The 13,613-nt window shown below is 62.7% G+C and carries 12 protein-coding genes; 3 read left to right on the top strand and 9 right to left on the bottom strand.

The window, feature by feature from the left end; translation table 11 throughout:
- Window positions 1–26: 26 nt before the first annotated feature.
- Entirely contained in the window at window positions 27–1,541 is a 1,515-nt protein-coding gene (gene betC, locus QTL94_RS03285) for a choline-sulfatase (RefSeq protein WP_289800579.1), read from the bottom strand.
- Window positions 1,542–1,562: 21 nt separating this feature from the next.
- Window positions 1,563–2,513 (bottom strand): choline ABC transporter substrate-binding protein, encoded by a 951-nt coding sequence (locus QTL94_RS03280; protein WP_289800578.1) that lies wholly within the window; start codon window positions 2,511–2,513, stop codon window positions 1,563–1,565.
- Window positions 2,514–2,611: 98 nt separating this feature from the next.
- Here QTL94_RS03280 and QTL94_RS03275 point away from each other — a divergent pair, with 98 nt between their 5' ends.
- On the top strand, window positions 2,612–3,517 hold the full coding sequence (locus QTL94_RS03275) for a choline sulfate utilization transcriptional regulator (RefSeq protein WP_289800577.1): 906 nt from the start codon (window positions 2,612–2,614) through the stop codon (window positions 3,515–3,517).
- Between the two features lie 7 nt (window positions 3,518–3,524).
- Here the strand turns inward: QTL94_RS03275 and otsA are convergent, their stop codons facing one another.
- From otsA to QTL94_RS03245, 6 genes are all read right to left on the bottom strand, one after another.
- Window positions 3,525–4,901 carry an alpha,alpha-trehalose-phosphate synthase (UDP-forming) gene (gene otsA / locus QTL94_RS03270; protein ID WP_289800576.1) on the bottom strand — a complete coding sequence of 459 codons (1,377 nt, stop codon included), beginning with the start codon at window positions 4,899–4,901 and terminating at the stop codon, window positions 3,525–3,527.
- 46 nt (window positions 4,902–4,947) lie between these two features.
- Entirely contained in the window at window positions 4,948–5,745 is a 798-nt protein-coding gene (gene otsB / locus QTL94_RS03265; RefSeq protein WP_289800575.1) for a trehalose-phosphatase, read from the bottom strand.
- A 59-nt stretch (window positions 5,746–5,804) separates the two neighbouring features.
- Window positions 5,805–7,322: a S10 family peptidase gene (locus tag QTL94_RS03260; RefSeq protein ID WP_289800574.1), complete on the bottom strand. Its 1,518-nt coding sequence runs from the start codon at window positions 7,320–7,322 to the stop codon at window positions 5,805–5,807.
- A gap of 82 nt (window positions 7,323–7,404) precedes the next feature.
- On the bottom strand, window positions 7,405–8,694 hold the full coding sequence (locus QTL94_RS03255) for a CynX/NimT family MFS transporter (protein WP_289800573.1): 1,290 nt from the start codon (window positions 8,692–8,694) through the stop codon (window positions 7,405–7,407).
- Window positions 8,691–9,368, bottom strand: coding sequence for a FadR/GntR family transcriptional regulator (locus QTL94_RS03250; RefSeq protein WP_289800572.1), 678 nt, complete (start codon window positions 9,366–9,368; stop codon window positions 8,691–8,693). The genes QTL94_RS03255 and QTL94_RS03250 overlap by 4 nt, the downstream gene beginning before the upstream one ends.
- Before the next feature lie 500 nt (window positions 9,369–9,868).
- Entirely contained in the window at window positions 9,869–10,780 is a 912-nt protein-coding gene (locus QTL94_RS03245) for a pirin family protein (protein ID WP_289800571.1), read from the bottom strand.
- A 262-nt stretch (window positions 10,781–11,042) separates the two neighbouring features.
- Here QTL94_RS03245 and QTL94_RS03240 point away from each other — a divergent pair, with 262 nt between their 5' ends.
- Window positions 11,043–11,852: a class II glutamine amidotransferase gene (locus QTL94_RS03240; protein WP_289800570.1), complete on the top strand. Its 810-nt coding sequence runs from the start codon at window positions 11,043–11,045 to the stop codon at window positions 11,850–11,852.
- Here QTL94_RS03240 and coaBC read toward each other — a convergent pair.
- Window positions 11,842–13,050 carry a bifunctional phosphopantothenoylcysteine decarboxylase/phosphopantothenate--cysteine ligase CoaBC gene (gene coaBC, locus QTL94_RS03235; protein WP_289800569.1) on the bottom strand — a complete coding sequence of 403 codons (1,209 nt, stop codon included), beginning with the start codon at window positions 13,048–13,050 and terminating at the stop codon, window positions 11,842–11,844. The genes QTL94_RS03240 and coaBC overlap by 11 nt on opposite strands.
- A gap of 125 nt (window positions 13,051–13,175) precedes the next feature.
- Here coaBC and QTL94_RS03230 point away from each other — a divergent pair, with 125 nt between their 5' ends.
- On the top strand, window positions 13,176–13,583 hold the full coding sequence (locus QTL94_RS03230) for a hypothetical protein (protein ID WP_289800568.1): 408 nt from the start codon (window positions 13,176–13,178) through the stop codon (window positions 13,581–13,583).
- Window positions 13,584–13,613: the final 30 nt, after the last annotated feature.

Genomic DNA, 13,613 nt, shown 5'->3' with positions numbered 1-13,613 from the left:
AACCATTCGCCATCGCAACGGCAATCTCATTCGCCGCGTGGATAGCGCTGGTTTTCCTCCAGCACGTTGAGATCCATGTGGTTGCGCATGTAGCGCTCCGAGGCGCGCTGCAGCGGCTGGTAGTCCCACGGGTAATAGGCGCCGTTGCGCAGCGCCTCGTAGACCACCCAGCGTCGCGCCTGACTTTCGCGCACAGCGGCGTCGAAGGTCTCGAGGTTCCAGCGCTTTTCCGCCTGCGCGGTCAGATGCGCCAGCGTGTCCGCATAGGCGGGGTCGGTGGCGAGGTTCGTCAGCTCCTTCGGGTCCGCCTCAAGGTCGAACAGCATCGGCGCGTCTTCGTTGCAAAGCGTCAGCTTGAACTTGCCGTCGCGAAGGCCGACCAGCGGCGCGATCGAGCCCTCGGCCGCATATTCCATCGGCACCGGCCCGCGCGTTCCCGTTCCCTTGGCAAGCGGCGTCAGATCCTCGCCGTCGGTCCATGGCTTCAGCTTGGTGATGTCGATGCCGGCAAGCGACGCCAGCGTCGGCGTCACGTCCAGCGTCGAGACCGGCTGGCTGATGAGCTTCGGCTCCCAGCCGGGTGCGGCAATTGCCAGCGGTACCCGCGCCGAACCGTCGAAGAAGCACATCTTGAACCACAGTCCCCGCTCACCCAGCATGTCGCCGTGGTCGGAAACGAAGAGGATGACGGTATCCTCGGCCATTCGCCCGCGCTCGAGAACGTCGAGCAGCTCGCCGACCTTCTCGTCGATATAGGAAATATTGGCGAAGTAGCCGCGCCGCGCATTGCGCACCTGCTCGCGCGTGATCTCGAAGGCATCGTAGTCGCAGGCCTTCAACAGCCGTTGCGAATGTGCGTCCTGCTCCTCGAACGGGATTGTGCCGACCTCTGGGTCGAGGTGAGGGCAATCCTCATAGAGATCCCAGAACTTGCGGCGCGCCACATAGGGGTCGTGCGGATGCGTGAAGCTCACCGTCAGGCACCAGGGCCGGTCGTCCTGCCGGCGCGAGAGATCGTAGAGCTTGCGGGTCGCATTGTAGGCAACCTCGTCGTCATATTCCATCTGGTTGGTGATTTCGGCCACGCCCGCGCCCGTTACCGAGCCGAGATTGTGGTACCACCAGTCGATGCGCTCGCCGGGCTTGGAATAGTCGGGCGTCCAGCCGAAATCGGCCGGATAGATATCGGTCGTCAGCCGTTCCTCGAAGCCGTGCAGCTGGTCGGGACCGACGAAGTGCATCTTGCCTGAGAGCGCTGTGTGATAGCCGGCCGCGCGCAGGTGATGCGCGAAGGTCGGGATATCGGAAGCGAATTCGGCGGCGTTGTCGTAGACGCGGGTGCGGCTTGGAAGCTGCCCGGACATGAAGGAAGCCCGCGCCGGCGCGCAGAGCGGGCTTGCCGTATAGGTGTTGGCAAAGCGCACGGAGCGCTTCGCCAGGGCTTTCAGATGCGGCGCGTGAAGAAACTCGGCCGGCCCGTCGGGAAACAGCGTCCCGTTATACTGGTCGACCATCAGGATGAGAAAGTTCGGGCGCGCCATGTCAGTCAGGTCCTTGAGGTATTAGAGGCCGAGAGAGCCTTTTACTGCGTCGGCAGCTGGCTTTCCGTCAAGCGTGGTGACACCGGAGAGCCACGGATCGATTGCCTTCGGATTGGCCTTCAGCCACGCCGTTGCCGCGGCCTTCGGGTCCTCGCCGCCGAGGATGGAGCCCATCAGCGAGTTCTCCATGCCGATCTCGAACGTCAGGTTCTTCATCAGTGCCGCCGCGTTCGGGCACTTCTCCGACCATCCGGTGCGCGCCAGCGTGTAGACCTCAGCGCCGCCAAAATTCGGTCCGAAATAGGCGTCGCCGCCGGAGAGATAGGAGATCGAGAATTTCTCGTTCATCGGGTGCGGCGCCCAGGCCAGGAACACCACCGCGCCCTTGTCCTTCGAGGCGCGATCGACCTGCGCCAGCATTGCCTGCTCGCCGGATTCAACGAGCTTCCAGTCCTTCAGGCCGAAGTCGTTGGCGTCGATCATCTTCTGAATGTTCGAATTGGCAGGAGCACCCGGCTCGATGCCATAGATCTTGTGGTCGAATTCGTCCGCATGCTTCTGCAGATCGGCGAAGTCCTTCACGCCCTTGTCCGCAACATAGGTCTGGACCGCGAGCGTGAACTTCGCGCCTTCGAGGTTCTTGTTCATGACTTCGATCGCCTTGGCGGCAGTCAGGTCGTCGATGAAGGCCTTCTGCGCCGGCATCCAGTTGCCGAGAAACACGTCGATCTCACCGTTCTTCATCGACTGGTAGCCGATCGGCACGGACAGGGTTTTCACGTCGGGCTCATAGCCGAGCGCCGTCAGGATGACTGACGTAACGCCGTTGGTGGCGGTGATGTCGGTCCAGCCTGGATCGGACATGCGGATCACCTTGCACGATGCGTCGTCGGCGGCAGCGGCCGATCCCACGGCAAGAACGGAGAGCATAACGCCGGCGGCCAGACGGCGGACTGCAGAAATTCCTGTCATCGCATTTCCCCTTTTTGTCATTTGATGGCTTTATTGAACAACACGAGTGTTGGCATTGTGAAGGCAGCTTTTTTCGATAGTTACCCAAAGGATTTTTTATGGCAGAGCGGGCCGTCGACCTGGGATGGATGCGGATATTCGCCGAGATCGGCAGGGTGGGCAGCCTGTCTTCGGCGGCGAGCACGCTCGGCCTGACGCAGCCGGCGGTCAGTTATCAGATCCGCAGGCTCGAGGAGCAGATGGGGGTCGCGCTCCTGACGAGACAGCATCGCGGCGTCGAACTCACCCCGGCGGGACAGCGGCTGTTCGATATCGTGGCCAGAAGCGTCGGCGAGATCGACGAGCTTGCCCGCAGGCTGCGCAGCGAAGTCGAGCGACCATCGATAAGACTCCATACGGACTATGCCTTCTCGGCGCTCTGGCTGATTCCGAGAATGCACGCCTTCCGCCTGCTCTATCCCGACATGGACATCCAGATCGTCGCGACGCAACGCATGGAACGCGAACGGTCCGAACAGAGCGATGTCGCCGTCGTGTTCGGGACGCGCGCCGAATTCGGGGCGCGGGCAAAGCTGCTGTTGCCGGAAAAGGTCGCGCCGGTCTGCAGCAAGGGCTTTCTCGATCGCAACGGTCCTTTCAGGGAGCTGGCCGATCTCGCGCGCGGCCGTCTCATCCATCTCGACACGGCCGCTCCGTCTCCCTGGTTCGATTGGCGGAGCTATTTTGCGCAGATAGGTATCAATCGCGAGCCGCACGCGGGGCAGGGTGACCTGAGCTTCAATACTTACTCGCTGGTCGTGCAGGCCGCCCTTGGCGAGCAGGGGCTGGCGCTCGGCTGGATGGGGCTTGTCGATCCTCTGCTGGCCTCCGGCATTCTGGCGATCGCGGGTCCATCGCTGGAGGCCCCCGATCGCGGCTACTGGCTGTTGCAGCCAAAAGCACGCAGCCCGCAAAGCGATCAGCTCGGCGCCTGGCTTCTCAGTGAGGCAGGCATCGGCCGATAGCGCGCCGTCAGGCGGCGAGGTCCTGCAGGAAATCGTCGCACCAGCGCGATACGTCGTGCTCCAGCAAGTAGTCCATCATCCGTTGCCAGCGCTCCTGGCGCTCTTCCAGCGGCATGTTCAGGGCACGCGCCAGTGCATTCGATGTACCCACGACGTCATAGGGGTTTACCAGCAGCGCGCCCTTCAGTTCGCGTGCGGCCCCGGCAAAACGCGACAGCACCAGCACGCCGGGATCGTCAGGATCCTGTGCGGCGACATATTCCTTCGCGACGAGATTCATGCCGTCACGAAGCGGCGTGACCAGCCCGACCTTCGCAAGCCTGTAGAGACCCGCCAGGATCGGCCGGCTGAGCGAGCGGTTGATATAGCGGATCGGCACCCAGTCCACCGTCCCGAGCGCCCCGTTCACGCGTCCCGCCTGTTCCGCGACCGTGCGCTGCATCTGCTCGTATTCCGGCACTTCGGAGCGGGATTTCGGTGTGACCTGCAGATAGGTCACCCGGCGTTGGTGGGCCGGGTTGCCGAGCACGAAATGTTCGAAAGCATCGATGCGTTGCGTCAGGCCCTTGGAATAATCCAGCCGGTCGACACCGATGATGAGGTCGCGGCCCTCGATGCTCTTTCGGGCCTTGTGCACCATGCTGTGGCCGACCGCCTTTTGCGCGAACTGCGCGAAGGCCGCGGTTTCGATACCGATACCATAAGCGCCGCCCTTGAAAACCCTCTCGCCTGCGGTGAAGCGCCCATCACCGAGGGCATCGCCCAAGTCTTCGCGACGCAGGCAGCCCGCAAAGTTCTCCAGGTCGTGATCCGTCTGGAAGCCGACGAGGTCATATGCCGCAAGGCTGCGCATGATCTCTTCGTGAACCGGCATGGCGGCCAGCACGTCTGCCGGTGGCCAGGGAATGTGATGGAAGAAGCCGATGCGATTCTTGATGCCCATCTGGCGAAGTTCGGCGGCGAGTGGAATGAGGTGATAGTCGTGGATCCAGATCGTGTCGTCCGGCTCGAGCAACGGCGCCAACCGATGCGCGAAGAAGCGATTGACGCGGAAATAGCCGGCCATCTCCTTGCGTCCGTATTCGGCCAGATCTAGCCGGTAGTGGCAGATCGGCCAGAGCACGCGGTTGGCGAAACCGAAATAATACTCGTCGACGTCCTTCTCGGTCAGGTCAGTCAGGGCGAAGGTGATTTTTCCCTGCTCTTGCACGGAAAGTGGCCCCGGCTCGTTGTCGCCGCTGGATTTTCCCGACCAGCCCATCCAGATTCCGCCACGCTCCTGCAGGGCAGCCAGCAACGCTACGGCAAGTCCGCCGGCGGAGGCTGCTGCGCCGCCCTTTTCAGGGACGGGGACACGGTTGGAAACGACGACGAGACGGCTCACGTAAAATTCCTTTCAGCGCGGAGGGGCGGCAATGCGGTATCGCTGATCAAACGGTGATCTGCGCGATCAGTTCCCGCAGTGCGGCAGAATTGGGCAACGTTGCGGTGGCGGCGGTGGCGGCCAGCGGCGTGCCGATGCGGATCGAGTGGCCGCCATGGCGGTTGGCGGCATGAAACATCGCTTCATCGGTGATGTCGTCACCGATGGTGATCGGGGATCTACCAGCGAAGGGCGCGCGGGAAAGCAGAGCCTCGACGGCCTGTCCCTTGTCGGCGCTGGCGGGGCGGATTTCGAGAACCATCTTGCCGCGCTGCAGGGTCCAGTTATCCCCGGCCCTTGCCAGGAACGTTTCCATCAGGGGCTCGAGCTCGGCCCGGCTTTCCGGGGCAAGACGATAGTGGGCGGCGACGGCGGGGCCCTTGTCTTCGACCAGGACACCATCAAGGTGGCGCGTGGCTTCGTTGAGATCGGCCTTCAACTGTTCGAAAGCCGTCGTGCTTCGCGCCGCTTCAACCTGCCCATCGGGCGCGCGCAGTTCGGCACCATGAAGCCCGGCGATCGGAAACCGGTAGGGTGTAAAGAGCTGATCCGCATAGGCCAGCGCGCGCCCCGTCACCAGCGCAAGAGCGCCACCCAGCTTGCGTGACAGCAGGTCCAGTTGCGAGGGCAGCGCTGCGGGCACGACGATGCCGTCGGGGGTCTCGGCCAGGTCGAGCAGCGTTCCGTCAATGTCGAGAAACAGCGCGTAGTCATCGGGAGACGACCGAAGAATGCGCATCAACAATACCTGCCCGGAAACCTGTGGCGGTTTTCGGGTGTTCGATGGCGGCTTTGGGTAGGACATGGGGACTATCTATGGCGATGATCGCTCATGACAACCCCCGGTCGGGCAGTTGACCAGGATCAATCGGCCGGCGACGCCGGCGGGCGCACCCCATAGAAAGCCTTCGCATCGGCCGTAAACGCTGCGCGTTGCTCGGCGCGCGTATAGAACATGTGGCCGCCGCGATAGACATTGAGCGCCACCCGTCCGTCAACCAGTGCGGGCGGCAGATGGTCGATCACATAGCGGCTGACACCATATGGCGTCACGAGATCGCTGTAGCCGTGCGCGATCAGCAGGTGGAAGGCAGGATTGGACGCGAGCATCTCGCGAATGTCGTCGGTGACGCTGGCCTGGAGACGCGAACCACCGCCGCGTCCGCCCCATTCCCACTGCCGGTTGACGTCGCTGTCTAGCAGCGAATAGGTCATCTCCGTCTTGAAGCCGAGCTCGTTGCGAGCATAGTCGGCGAATGCGCCGCCATAGGCCCGCGTGAAGCCGTCGAGGATGGCATCGTCACCCCGCTCGTAGGCTGACTCGGGATAGGGGTCCGGCGTTGTAAAGGCGGCGTCATAGGGGCTCGCCACGCGGTCGTCCTGTCCGTCGGTGGTCTTGCGGTAGGCATTACCGAGGAAGCCGCGGTTCTTTTCGACCACATCTTGCGGAATGCCGGTCATGCCGGCCACCTTGGCGTAGAACGCCTTGGCCGTCTCACCGCTTGGCGGTGCACCTGCCAGAGTCGTCAGATAGTCTCCGAGCGCAAAGCGTTCTGCCTCCCGCTGCTTTGCGTCATCGAAGGCGTTGCGCCGGTCCATCTCCGCAGCAGCCAGCGACGGAAGCTCTAGCGCCGCGCCCAGCGCGAACTGGTCGGCGTTGAACATCAGCTGACCCTCAAGCAGAGGAGAAAGCATGATGGCACCCGACACGATGATCCCCTGGCTGTCCTTGAGGGCACCCGCCACCTTGGCGGCGCGGAAGCCTCCGTAGCTTTCACCGAGCAGATATTTCGGCGATGCCGACCGGTTGTTATGGGCCACGTAAAGCGCGATGGCCTTGGCAACGCTCTCTGCATCCGAGTTGACGCTATAGTATTTCGATGCGTCGTCGGCCTTTGCCGTCCGGCTCCAGCCGGTGCCAATCGGATCGATGAGAACGAGGTCCGTGAAATCAAGCCAGCTTTGCGGATTGTCGACCAGTCTTGCATTGGCGCCGTCATCACCCTTCGGGCCGAAATCGAGTATGCGCGGGCCGACGAGGCCAAGATGAAGGAAAGCGGATGCCGCGCCCGGTCCGCCATTGAAGGCAAACGTCAGCGGTCGATCAGGCCCACCATCTTTCTTGACATAGGCCGTGTAAAAGATCGAACCGGTCTGCACGCCATCCTGGCCGAAAAGATCAAGCGTTCCGGCCGTTGCCGTATAGGCAATGGTCTTGTCGCCGATCGTCAATTGGTGCTCCGTCACCGAATCCGATGGCAGGAGCGCCAGTACCCCCCTGCGGGATGCGCCTTGGGTCGGATCGCTGCTTTGAGCGTTCGAAAGGGCGGGCGCGATCGCAGCGAAAAGGGCGACGAGCAGGATGGCGGATCGAAAACGCAACGGTCTTCCTCCCGTTGGATGGACGTGATCGGTCGAACCTAGCATCCCCGGCGGAGAAAGCGGGATCAAGAGATGGTGATCTTCAACCCGCTTTTTCGATGGTGCGCGCCTCGACGTAGCGCGCGCGTCCGGCACTCCAGCCGTTGATCGCCGCGCCGGCGCCGAGCACGACAAAGAGAACCGCGCACCACGCAAAGCTCCCCGTCCACCCGCGAATGAGGCCGACGACCAGCGGGCCGATGGCCGCAAGCAGATAACCCACGCACTGCGCCATGCCGGAGAGGTGCGCCGCGACATGTGCATCCCGCGAGCGCAAGACGATCGCCGTCATCGCCACCGCGATAAGGCCACCCTGACCGATGCCCTGCAGGACCGCCCAGATCCAGACCGTGGAAAGCGGAGCAAACAGCAGGCCAAGCAGGGCAACGACCGCGATCACGCAGAGCGAAGCGTTGATGACGCGCTGGTCCTTGCCTCTGACCGCGATCTGCGGCGCGACGAGGCAGGAGGCGGCTTGGATCATGACCGATGCCGAAACGATGGCGCCGGCGGTGACGCCATCCAGCCCGCGTTCGCGCAGGATCGGCACGAGCCAGCCGAATACACAATAGGCGAGCGCCGATTGCAGACCCATGAAAAGCGTGACCTGCCAGGCAAGACGATCTCGCCACAGGCCGACAACCGAATAGCCGCTGCGCCTGACCTGCGATGTCGTCGAGAGAACCTGCGGCAGCCAGATCAATCCCACAATCAGGGCCGGCAGTGCCCAGGCGGACAGCGCACCCGCCATTGAGCCGCCAAGCGCCCGCTCGAGCGGAAGCGTCAATCCGGCGGCGCTCGCCGCTCCGGCACAAAGCGCCATCGTGTAGAAACCGGTCATCAGCGCTGCCCGGTCAGCAAAGTCGCGCTTGACCAAACCCGGCAGCAGCACATTGCCGACGGCTATGCAGGCGCCGGCGATTGCCGTTCCGAGGAAAAGCAAAGGTACCGATGACGTACCGCGCAGTGCCGTTCCGAGAGCAAGCAGGAACAGCACGCCGAGAAGCGTGCGCTCGGAACCGAAACGCTGCGCAAGCCGCGGTGCAAAAGGCGAAAAGGCACCGAGGCAAACCACCGGCAGCGTCGTCAGCAAACTGGCGCCAAGCGTTGACAAGCCCAGTTCAGAGCGGATTTCTGGAAGCAGCGCCGATGCGCTGGAGAAGACAGGCCGCAGGTTGAATGCAATCAGGACAAGGCTTGCTCCGAGCACGAGCCGTCCGGCAGGGCTCGTGGAGGGCGGCACCGGTTGCGGCGTGCTGTCGGCTTCGGCATCGATCAGCTGCTCGTCTGCAAGGTCATAAGCGGGGGTCGTGTCATGCAAAGGCGTGGTCATGAAAGAAGCATCCGGTCGAGTGCGCTGATAACGGGAGCCATGAAACGGCGCACCGCCGCATCGGCCTTGTCGGGATCGCCCGTCGCGATGGCGTCGACGATATCGGTGTGCGCCTGCATGTCGGGTTCGGGAATATCCTCCCCAAGCGTCGCTTCGATGGTCTCGGCAATCGAGGTGGAGAAAAACGCATAGATCTCGATCATCGCGCGATTGCCGGAAGCGGCAATGATTGCCTGATGGAACGCAAGATCACGCTTGACGAAGGCGGACTTGTCGCCGCCTTCGAAGTTTCCGCGTTGCGCCAGTAGCCCGCGCAGTCCGGCGACCGTGTCGGGCGCCTGCCGGAGGGCGGCGAGCCGCGCCGCTTCGACATCGAGCGCGCAGCGTGCCTCAAACAGGTCGCGCAGGCTCGCCCGTCGCGCCATGGTCAGCGGCAGGACCGCGTCGGTCGTCGACAGCACATATGTTCCGGAACCCTGCCGGGTCTCCAGAAGCCCTTGGGAAACGAGCACGCGCACCGCCTCGCGGATGGTGCCGCGGCTGACGGAAAGCATGGCGGAGAGCGTGGCTTCGTTGGGCAGCTTGTCGCCGATGGCCCAGCGTTTCGCCAGGATCTCGGCACGGATCGCTTTGATCGCCGTTTCGGCGAGATTGGTTTTTGCGAGTGGTTGCATCGGCGTTTCATCAAGTCATCAGATGACTTTACGAATAATCCGAATGAGGACCGTGGTCAATCGGTCAGGCAAAGCAGGGATGGTGGAGGAATAAGGATGGTAGAAATGGAAAAGGGCCGCCCGAGGCGACCCTTCCATGAGCTTTGGCCTGTAACGTGGCCGGACCGCTTTGGCGATCCAAGGAAGGCTGGGTTCAGAGCGAGGGCTGCCTCGCTTTCTTCACCTCTTCCATGCCTGTTACGAGGTCCGAAATCTCATTAGACATTGGATCACCTTCCTTTCGTTCTGTTGTCGATAAGTAAAAGGTAGGCTGATTCGTCGCAGATGCAAGATGTAATCCCGACGGGTGGCGCTCCGTATTTGCGGGAGGTCGGCGTTGTATTTTCCGACGATCGGAATCAACGAGGTTTTACAATGACTTTTACAAGGTCAGGACGAGAGTGACGCCCCGCGAGCGTCACTCTCGCTTCCTGTGGAAAGGCAGCCATTCGTAAGCCGGGTTAGTGTGCCGCCTTGATGAAGGTGCCGTTCTGCAGCTCTTGCATCGCCTGCATGATCTCTTCTCGCGAGTTCATGACGATCGGTCCGTGCCACGCGACTGGCTCCTCGATCGGCTTTCCCGAGACCAGCAGGAACCGGATGCCTTCGTCGCCCGCCTGTACCGTCACCTCGTCGCCGGTATCGAAAACAACCAGCGTCCGGTTGCCGGACATGTCGCGGATGTTCAGTTCCTCGCCGTTCACCTCCTTCTCGACACGCACGCCAAATGGCTTGGAGGCGTCGCGGAAGGTTCCGGAACCGGCAAAGATATAGGCGAATGCGTTGCGGTAGGTATCGACCGGCAGGCGCTTCTTCTTGCCAGGCGGAACCGAAACGTCGAGATAGATCGGCTCGGCGGCGACGCCGTCCACAGGACCGGCCTTGCCCCAGAAGTTGCCACAGATGACGCGAACGGCCGTCCCGTCGTCATCGACGACCACGGGGATATCAGCGGATTTGACATCCTGATAGCGCGGCGCCGTCATCTTCAGCGACGATGGGAGATTGGCCCAGAGCTGAAAGCCGTGCATGCGGCCGGCGAAATCGCCTTTCGGCATTTCCTGGTGCATGATGCCGCTGCCCGCGGTCATCCACTGGATATCGCCGGCGCCCAGCAGTCCACGATTGCCGAGGCTATCACCGTGTTCAACGGTACCGGCCAGCACATAGGTGATGGTCTCGATGCCGCGATGCGGATGCCAGGGGAACCCGCGGATATACTCCGCCGGATTATCGTTGCGAAAATCGTCCATCATCAGGAATGGATCGGTCAATGACGGATCGCCGAAGCCGAAGACGCGGTGCAGCTTGACGCCGGCGCCCTCCATGGTCGGTGTGGCAGTGCTCAAATGCTTTACGGGACGGATCGACATAATCATCCTCTCGGTGGTTCTACTTGCCGGCAAATATAGCGACGTTGGCGAGGGCCGCGAAGTCCGGCGCCGGTAGAACGCACTGTTCACAAAAGGAATTGCTGCATCGCGGAATTTGATCGCAGCCGGCGTCAGAAAATTGTCATGTTCCGCTTGCAAGCCGTCTTTGTGTTTAGTTCTTATTAACCATCGGATTCGACAATCGTCGTTGCGTTTCAGCATTCTCCCGCCGCGGGCACGGCGGGCTCCGGAGTGAAAGAGCATGTGTCGCTGGGCAGCCTATCGTGGAGACCCCCTCTATCTTGAGGAGCTGGTGTCTTCGCCTGCGCATTCCCTGATCGAACAATCCCATTGCGCAACACGCGCCAAGACGGCGACCAATGGCGACGGTTTCGGCATCGCCTGGTATGGCGACCGTCCGGAGCCGGGACGCTACCGCGATACGCTTCCGGCGTGGTCGGACTGCAATCTGAAGAGCCTTGCGCGGCAGATCCGCTCGCCGCTTTTTCTCGCCCATGTGCGCGCTGCCACGGGCGGCGGCACCCGGCGCGACAACTGTCATCCCTTCGCCTTCGGCAACTGGTCATTCATGCACAATGGCCAGATCGCCGGGTTCGAGCGCTTGCGCCGGGCGATGGAAGCCATGCTCGACGACGAGTTGTTCAACGCGCGCGGCGGCACGACCGATTCCGAACTGATGTTCCTGCTCGCCCTTCAATTCGGCTTGCGCCAGACACCGATCGCGGCGATGGCCGAGATGATCGGCTTTGTCGAAGGGCTTGCCGAGAAGATCCTCGGCTCGGCATTGGTGCGCTATACGGCCGCTTTTTCTGACGGAAAGTCGCTTTATGCGATCCGCTATGCCACGGACCGCAAGGCTCCGACGCTCTATGCTTCGCCTTTGGGCAAGGGATTCTGCCTTGTCTCCGAGCCGCTCAACGATGACGTCGACGCTTGGGCGGAGATACCGGATGGCAGCGCCGTGACGCTCAGCGAGACCGGTCTGGACATTGCGCCGTTCTGCCTGAACGAAAGGGCAGCCGGCCGGCAGCGAATAGCCGCTACGGCTTGAACTGTTTGGCGATCAGCGTGGCCAGCCTGTGTGCCACCTCGTCCTTGGCGAGATCCGGCCATTGCTCGATGCCGTCGCGGCCGACGATCTTCACCTGATTGCGAACCCCGCCCATGATGCCGGTGGCCGGCGAGACGTCGTTGGCAACGATGAAGTCCGCCCCCTTGCGTTCAAGCTTCGCCCTCGCATTGCTCTCGACATTCTGGGTTTCCGCCGCGAAGCCGACGACCACCTTTGGCCGCATGGTGTGGTGTCCGACCGTCTTCAGGATGTCGGGGTTCTCAGTCAGCGCCAGCGTCGGAATGGATTCGCCAGGATGCTTCTTGATCTTCTGGCCGGAGGCGGACGCGACGCGCCAGTCCGCAACGGCCGCGACCATGACGGCAATGTCGGCCGGAAGTGCCGCAAGCACGGCGTCGCGCATCTCTTCCGCGCGCTCGACGTGGATCGCTCGGACGCCGATCGGGTCCGCGATGGAGACAGGGCCAGATACGAGCGTGACTTCGGCGCCTAGCTTCGCCAGCGCGGCAGCGATCGCGTGGCCCTGACGGCCGGAGGAGCGGTTGGCTATGTAGCGGACGGGATCGATCGGCTCATGCGTCGGCCCGGAGGTGACGATCGCCTTGCGGCCGGCCAGCGGCTTCGGGCTGTCGTCGAACATAGCCTCGGCCGCGGCAACAATGTCGAGCGGTTCTGCCATTCGTCCGATGCCGGCCTCCCGGCTCTCGGCCATCTCTCCTGCCATCGGTCCGACAAAGCGGATACCGTCGTCACGGAGAGTCCTGACGTTTCGCTTCGTTGCGACGTGCGCCCACATGTGCGGGTTCATGGCGGGTGCCACGAGAACGGGTCGGTCGGTTGCCAGCAGAATGGTCGAGGCGAGGTCGTCGGCAAGCCCGGCGGCCATCTTCGCCAGCAGATCGGCGGTAGCCGGTGCGATGAGCACCAGATCGCAATCGCGCGCCAGCCTGATATGGCCGACGTCCTGCTCGTCCTGCCGCGAGAAAAGATCGGTAAAGACGTGATCGGCAGCGAGCGCCCCGACGGCAAGCGGCGTTACGAACTCCTGCGCGCCCTTGGTCATCACGGGGCGGACGGCCGCACCGCGCTCGCGAAGCCGCCGGATCAGGTCGAGGCTCTTATAGGCGGCAATGCCGCCCGAGATGATGAGAAGGATGCGTTTGCCGCTGAAAACCATGGTCTCGCCCGTCGCACAAGTAACCGACTTCGACCCTAAGCCTTTGGCGAATAATAAGCAATCGGCAGGGGCAGGTCTTATCGGTCGCAGTGACAAGCCCGTGTGATTGTGACATGGACGATCGCATGAGCAGGATTCGGCGCCTATTGCGGGACAGGGGAACGGCCAGCGCCATTGCGCTGCTGATCGGCTGTCTGCTGCTTGTGCAAGGCCTGCTTTCCGGCACCGCGCAGGGCGCGATGGCCGCCTCGGCCGTCGATCCTTTCCAGATCATCTGCTCTGCAGCCGCCGATGGCTCGATCGGCGAAGTCGGGCATGGCGGTGCGCCGGTCAAGAAGCTTCCCGAGTGCCCATGCGGCATATTGTGCCGGCTGGCTTCGGCTGCGATGCCGGCCATCGTCAGCGGGCAGGGCGATCTGCTTCGGATCGTGGTCGCAACCACCGTCGATATTGTCGTCCCGCACGAAACGCCCGCTCCGCCGATATTGCGGGGTCTCATCGCAGAGCCTCGCGCGCCTCCCCAGTCCGCCTGACGTCATCTTTCTCGGGACGCCGTGTCTTCG

It is taken from the genome of Rhizobium sp. S96, from assembly GCF_030382195.1.
Taxonomy (GTDB): Bacteria; Pseudomonadota; Alphaproteobacteria; order Rhizobiales; family Rhizobiaceae; genus Rhizobium.
Note: the sequence above shows the minus strand (reverse complement) of the source record. Positions and strands in the feature narration are given on the sequence as shown.